The sequence below is a fragment of the Burkholderia dolosa genome (assembly GCF_902499135.1).
Lineage (GTDB): Bacteria > Pseudomonadota > Gammaproteobacteria > Burkholderiales > Burkholderiaceae > Burkholderia > Burkholderia dolosa.
The window spans coordinates 131202-137522 of record NZ_CABVPR010000005.1; the positions used below are offsets into that span (position 1 = coordinate 131202).

General features: G+C 64.5%; 4 protein-coding genes and 1 pseudogene. 1 reads left to right on the forward strand and 4 read right to left on the reverse strand.

All coding sequences use genetic code 11. From position 1 onward, the window contains the following. Positions 1-69: 69 nt before the first annotated feature. The 4 genes and pseudogenes from BUB20358_RS28205 to moaC form a co-directional block, all read right to left on the reverse strand. On the reverse strand, positions 70-387 hold the full coding sequence (locus BUB20358_RS28205) for a hypothetical protein (protein WP_223296924.1): 318 nt from the start codon (positions 385-387) through the stop codon (positions 70-72). Beyond that, on the reverse strand, positions 384-977 hold the full coding sequence (locus BUB20358_RS04330; RefSeq protein WP_223296925.1) for a hypothetical protein: 594 nt from the start codon (positions 975-977) through the stop codon (positions 384-386). The genes BUB20358_RS28205 and BUB20358_RS04330 overlap by 4 nt, the downstream gene beginning before the upstream one ends. Then, positions 970-3652 (reverse strand): annotated as a pseudogene (locus BUB20358_RS04335) (type VI secretion system Vgr family protein). The gene BUB20358_RS04330 and the pseudogene BUB20358_RS04335 overlap by 8 nt, the downstream one beginning before the upstream one ends. Before the next feature lie 113 nt (positions 3653-3765). Next, positions 3766-4254, reverse strand: coding sequence for a cyclic pyranopterin monophosphate synthase MoaC (gene moaC, locus BUB20358_RS04340; protein WP_035971775.1), 489 nt, complete (start codon positions 4252-4254; stop codon positions 3766-3768). 300 nt (positions 4255-4554) lie between these two features. On the opposite strand from moaC, the gene BUB20358_RS04345 reads away from it, so the two are divergent. Further along, positions 4555-6249 carry a M48 family metalloprotease gene (locus tag BUB20358_RS04345; RefSeq protein ID WP_035971778.1) on the forward strand — a complete coding sequence of 565 codons (1695 nt, stop codon included), beginning with the start codon at positions 4555-4557 and terminating at the stop codon, positions 6247-6249. Positions 6250-6321 lie beyond the last annotated feature (72 nt).

Below are 6321 nucleotides of genomic sequence, written 5' to 3' on the forward strand. Positions count from 1 at the left end.
TACCCGACAATCAGAACAATGAGCATGACTGCCACGCCTAGCGACAGTCTCAGAATTTTTCTAGTCATTTCATTTCGACATCAGTTTTTCTATGGCTTGAGCTACCGGGTCGACGACATGCTGGTTAACTGCATTGCCCGCGGCCTTCGCATAATTCACGGTGTCGTCGACATACTGCTTGCCGACACCGATGCCGCTGTCGTATGCCTGATACAGGGTTCTGGGATCGCCCCATTCCTGGGCATTGGGCTCGCCCAGAATCTTCATCATATCGAGTGGTCCGAGTCCCGCGAGACCGCCGTCGAGATAAGCGAGAGGGTGGGTCTTGAACGCGAACGTTTTGAACGTGTTGTCGTCCAGTTCGAGGGAGTACTGTGCGACGGTCATTGCGCACGTGCCGCTGTTGGGCTTCGTACGCGTATGGAAACGCTATCGCCGCGCATGTTCTGCTGCAAACCCTGCTCCATGTAGTGTTGGAGGAACCAACGCGCGCTTGCGAGCCACGCCTTGCCGTGATCGCTCAAGCGCGGGGCAAGCTTCGCGCCGTAGTTGGAGCAGTAGTAGTAGCCGTAGCTGACGTAGTATCCCGGCGGCTTATGCCCGCACCCGATATGGCGCATCATGAAGTTGCCGTGGCGTGACCAGTCCGAATCCGTGCTTTCGGGGGCGATCAACTGCTCGCGGCGGTGCAGCAGGCGGCGAGCCACTTCCTTGTCTTTCCATGGATCCCACGACGTCGCGAATGCCTTGACCGTCTCCCAGACGCTTGACGTGCTGACTTTTTCGACCGTCTCGAGATATGCGCCGTGTAATGGCTGATAGTAGTACGTGCAGTGGCCGATGACCGAGTCGGCTGCGGGGGGCACATGCTTGTCGCACTGCCCGAGCTCGACCTTCGGCCGGTTCCTGTATCCAACCGGCGTCAGCATCCCCGAACCGGTGCCGAGTACGCTGCTGTCCTGTTGCCCGTCAGCCATTCGATTCCCCTAGAAACTTGACGACGACGTCATGCGGCACGTGGCTCTGTGCGAGTCCTGTTTCGCCCGCCGCATTGGTAACGCCTTCCGAGATCAGCTTGCCGTTCGAGAACATCTGGTATCGCGTATTCGCGACCGGAATGTCCGTGCCGGCCCAGTGTGCGATGAACGCCTGATCGTAGTTGCCGGTCGAGTTCGGTAGCGCAGGCATCGTCTCGGACAGATGCGTGGGTCCGCTGAACGCGTGCTGGCTACCCTTGACATCGATCTTGCCGGGCGCATGCACTTCGATATTTCCGTCTGCGATGCGGATGTAAGCACCGCCGGACGTCAGCAGAATTTCTTTTGCTGCGGCGCCTTCGACCGATTGCGTGACGGCCATGAGCTTTACTGCTTTTTGTGCCGTCAATTCGACGTTGTCGGCGTGTGCCTGGACCTCAATCTTGCCCTTGCCGGCAAACAGCTTGATTCCAGCGTTCTGCGCGAACAGGCTGATCCGGTCGATCACGCTGGCGATCAGCGATTTGCCGGCAGCGACGTGCACGCTTTGCCCGCTGATGACGTTGACGTGCCGATCCGCGACAAGCTGGATCGACTGCTGAGTCGACAATCCGATGCCGGCCGCGCTGCCGAACAGCATCACCGGTTCCTTGAACGTATTCGCGCTGCCGGTTCCCCCGCCTGCCGTGCGGCCGCGCGCCACGCTACCGCTTGTGCTGTTTTGCGTCGCATCGTTGAACTGCTTCAGCGTCGAATGGCCGGGATCGAGCGACTCGCTTCGATGTTGCACACTCACTTCCGACATCGCTTCCATCAGGCCTTCTGCGCTGATGAACTGCTGCCGGGTTTCGCGAACATCGAGCGGCTGGCTTGCTACCGGCTTTGGATGCGTCGTCACGTACAGGCCGCCGTTCGCGCGTACGGCGCCGTATGCATCGGACCGCAGGTCGAAGCCGCTTCCGAGATAACTGCCGCGACTGTTGTCGGTATGGTCGATGAGATGGCCCAGGTGCAGCTGTGCGTTGGTGTGACTGCTGTATAGGCCCACGCGCAGCTGCGATGTCGCATCGTCGAACACGAGCTGGTTGTAGCCAGCGCCGGCGTACTCCTTCGACCGGTACCCGGACAGGATGCCGTTGCTGTGCCATGGCGGCGTCGTCGCGCCGTTGTACAGCTTCCCGACGATGATCGGCCGATCGCAATCGCCGCCGACGAAGTCGACCAGCACTTCCTCGCCGCTGCGATGCGGATGAACCGCACCATACCCGTTGCCGGCATCCGACGTCGCCGCGCGCAGCCAGCAGGACGCTTTCTCGTCGCCGTCGTTGACGCGATCCCAATGGAATCGAACCCTGACCCGGTTGAGCGTATCGGTGTGGACTTCCTCGCGTTGCGGTGCGACAACGATTGCGGACTGAAGATGCATCGACGGCTTCCGGTGCTCGAACGGGCTGCGAAACGGCACGGTCGTGCGCTGTGCTTCGATCGTTATTCGAAAGAAGCCGTCGCTGCCGTCGCGGTGGCGAACGCGAGACAGAGTCGCGCCGGCGGCTTGGGCCACGCTGTCGATGTCACGCTGCAGACTGTGCGGGAAAGCGGCTTGTCCGCAGCCGACCGGCAAGTTGTTCACGATGATCCAGGCGGTCTCGATCACGACGAATTCGCGCTGCCTCGCATCGTCCTTATCGTGTTCAGGGTGATTCGCCAACCCGAACGTGCGGCCGGCGTCCATACGCCGTATACCGCCGGCTCCGTGGAAGCGCTTCGCGCGCGATTCCTGCTCCTCCATCCAGATCTTCGACAGAAGATCGCCACGGGATTGTTCCAGATACGTATAGGCGCCCGTATATTCGTAGACCTCCAGCTGCTGCGGCAGATCGCCTTGATTCGCGATCGTCGGCGTATGAGTCGACTTCGGGTTCGACGCGGTGGAGGGCCGCTTGTAGTCGAACGTACGGGCCGTATGGGCGACGCTTTGAAGCGTACGCGTAGCGGAAAACTGGACGAGCGTGTCTGCTTCGTCGTCCGGCGTGATGAAACTGCACGTCTCGCGGAGACAGCGGCGGCAACGCATCGATCCGGTCGACGACGACGAGCGTGTGCGATTTGCCGTCCTCCGCCTGTTCCCAGAAGCCGTACAGACCTTCCGTTTCCATCAGCCGATGTACGAAATTCCAGTCGTCCTCGTACTGCATGCAGAAAGAGCGCGGCGGCAACCGCTGGTAGAGCCGGAACTCGAAACGGCCCTTCGTCTGCGGATGCTGATTCAGGACGTCGGCGATGATGTCGTCCGCGGCGCGATCCTGCCAGATACGCTGGTCGCGACGGAACTTGAGAAAGTGCAGGAACGACGCGAAGGTGATCTGGTAGTGCGTAAGGCCACCGTCGGACCCGAGGCGGCGTGCGCGATGTACATATCCGTGGTGAGGCGCATACGATTGATCGGCTTGCTGAATCCACAGCGTCACGGGCTGAGCGATCAGCCTCTTGAGTTCGACGCTGTCCGAGACCGAAACGGTATCGACGGTGAATTCGAAATGACGCCCGAGCTGCGAATGTCCTTTGGCACGGTTCGGCAGCAGGACGTCGGGGCCGAGCGGCGTGTCGAGTTTGATCAGCCGTTCATGCTGTACTAACCCGGTCAGCAGCGCACTTCTCAGTTCGTGCGGATTCATCGCCAATGCTCGCTCTTTATGTCGGTTCGCACGCTCTCCCGTGCGGAATCTGCGGATTGTATGAGATAACCGGCTTTACTCGCAGTTCTGCGGCGAATGGCTCGCCGACCGCTTCAATCCGCTCCGTCTCCGGCCTTCCAATCCCCCGACTTCCCCCCGCGCTTCTCCGTGACGCTGACATCGGTCATCACCATCCCGCGATCGACCGCCTTGCACATGTCGTACACGGTCAGCAACCCGACCTGCACCGCGGTCAGCGCTTCCATTTCGACGCCCGTGCGCCCGAATGTCTCGACCTGCGCGATGCAGTGCACGCCCGGCAGCGCTTCGTCGAGTTCGAAGTCGACGGCCACGCGTGTCAGCGCGAGCGGGTGGCACAGCGGAATGAGATCGGCCGTGCGTTTCGCGCCCTGGATCGCCGCGATGCGCGCGACGCCGAGCACGTCGCCTTTCTTCGCCTTGCCGTCGCGGATCAGCGCGAACGTTGCCGGCAGCATCCGGATCGTGCCGCGCGCGACCGCGATGCGCCGGGTCTCCTGCTTGCCGCCGACGTCGACCATGTGCGCATGGCCGGCGGCATCGAAATGGGTGAGTCCTGACATGTGATGCTCCTGTGGATCGGCGCGGCTTCGCGCCGATCGCTGCTGTGCAGCCGATCGGCGTTCGGCGCGGCGCGTGGCGTTCGCATTCGTCTGCGTCTGCCCGCGCGCGGACGAAGGCCACGATCTCGTGCAACGTTTCAACGGGCGCCTATCATAGCAGCGGCCTTCGCGCGGCCGCGCGCAGAGCGCACATACGCGGCGCGGGACAGTCGCGGCCACGCCGTTACAATGGCCACGATATTCAGACCAAACGCCGCGATGCGTGCCTGGCGCGCGGGACGGCGTCGTTTTCATCCTGCCATGCGTGTCAAACAGTTGCTTGCCGTGTTGCTGTCGGCCGCGCTCGTGCTGCCGCCGAACGGCTATGCGCAGCGCACGGCTGCCGCGCCGCTCGAACCGGCAGCCGGCAGTTCGCCGTCGATTTCCACCGTGCCGCCCGGCATCGCGACCGGCGTATTCGGCACATATGGCGGCGCGGAGAGCCGGTTCTCGGGCGCCGACCGCGCGGCGGCCCCCGCCGCGGGTCTGCGCACGCCGCTTCGCGCGTTCGAGCTGCCCGATCTCGGCGACGGTTCCGGCGGTGCGCTGACGCCCCAGGCCGAACGCCGGCTCGGCGAGCGCGTGATGCGCGAGGTGCGGCGCGATCCCGACTATCTCGACGACTGGCTCGTGCGCGACTATCTGAACGCGATGGCCGCGCGGCTCGCGGCGGCGGCCACCGCGCGCTACATCGGCGCCTATGCGCCGCAGTTCGACCTGTTCCCGGTGCGCGATCCGCAGATCAATGCGTTCTCGCTGCCGGGCGGATTCATCGGAATCAACAGCGGGCTGGTGGTCACGACGCAGACGGAATCCGAGCTTGCATCGGTGGTCGGCCACGAAATGGGCCACGTGCTGCAGCGGCACATCGCGCGGATGATCGGCGCGAGCGAGAAGACGGGCTACACGGCGCTCGCGACGATGCTGCTTGGCGTGCTTGCCGGGGTGCTTGCGCGCAGCGGCGATCTGGGCAGCGCGATCGCGATGGGCGGGCAGGCGTATGCGGTCGACAACCAGCTGCGCTTCTCGCGCTCGGCCGAGCGCGAGGCCGATCGCGTCGGTTTCCAGCTGCTCGCGGGCGCGGGCTATGACCCGTACGGAATGCCGGGCTTCTTCGAGCGGCTCGAACGCGCGTCGATGGGCGACGCGGGCGTGCCCGCGTATGCGCGCACGCACCCGCTGACGGGCGAGCGGATCGCCGACATGGAGGATCGCGCGCGGCGCGCGCCGTACCGGCAGCCGCGCCAGTCCGCGGAATACGGGTTCGTGCGGGCAAGGCTGAGCGTGCTGCAGAACCGCGCGCCGAACGACATCGCGGCCGAGGCGCGGCGCATGCAGCTCGAGATCGACGATCGCACCGCGCCGAACGTCGCGGCCAACTGGTACGGCATCGCGCTGGCGGACACGCTGCTCGGCGAATACGACGCAGCGGATCGCGCGCTCGCGTCGGCGCGCGCGGCGTTCGACGGACGCGAGCGGCGAGACGACGATCCTGCGGCGAGCTCGCCGAGCCTCGACGTGCTGGCGGCGGACATCGCACGCCGCGCGGGGCGCACGGACGATGCGGTGCGGCTCGCGGCGCTCGCGCAGCGGCGCTGGCCCGCGTCGCACGCGGCGATCGTCGCGCATCTGCAGGCGCTGATCGCCGCACGTCGTTTCGGCGAGGCGCAGACGCTCGCGCGCGCGCAGGCGCAGGCCGATCCCGAGCAGCCGGACTGGTGGGACTATCTCGCGAAGGCGAGCGACGGCAAGGGCGACGTGCTCGCGCGGCGCCGGGCGCTCGCGGAGAAGCTCGCGCTCGACGGCGCCTGGCCGTCGGCGATCCGGCAGCTGAAGGAGGCGCGCGACGCGAAGGACGTGTCGTTCTACGACCAGTCGATCATCGGCGCGCGGCTGCTGGAGTTCGAGGCGCGTTACAAGGAAGAGCGCGACGACGAGAAGAACGGCCGCGGCTAGTGTCCCGTTCCGTTGTTAACTGATCTATGTTCACGTAGCATGTTGACGTCAACGGAACGGGAGACATCAGCA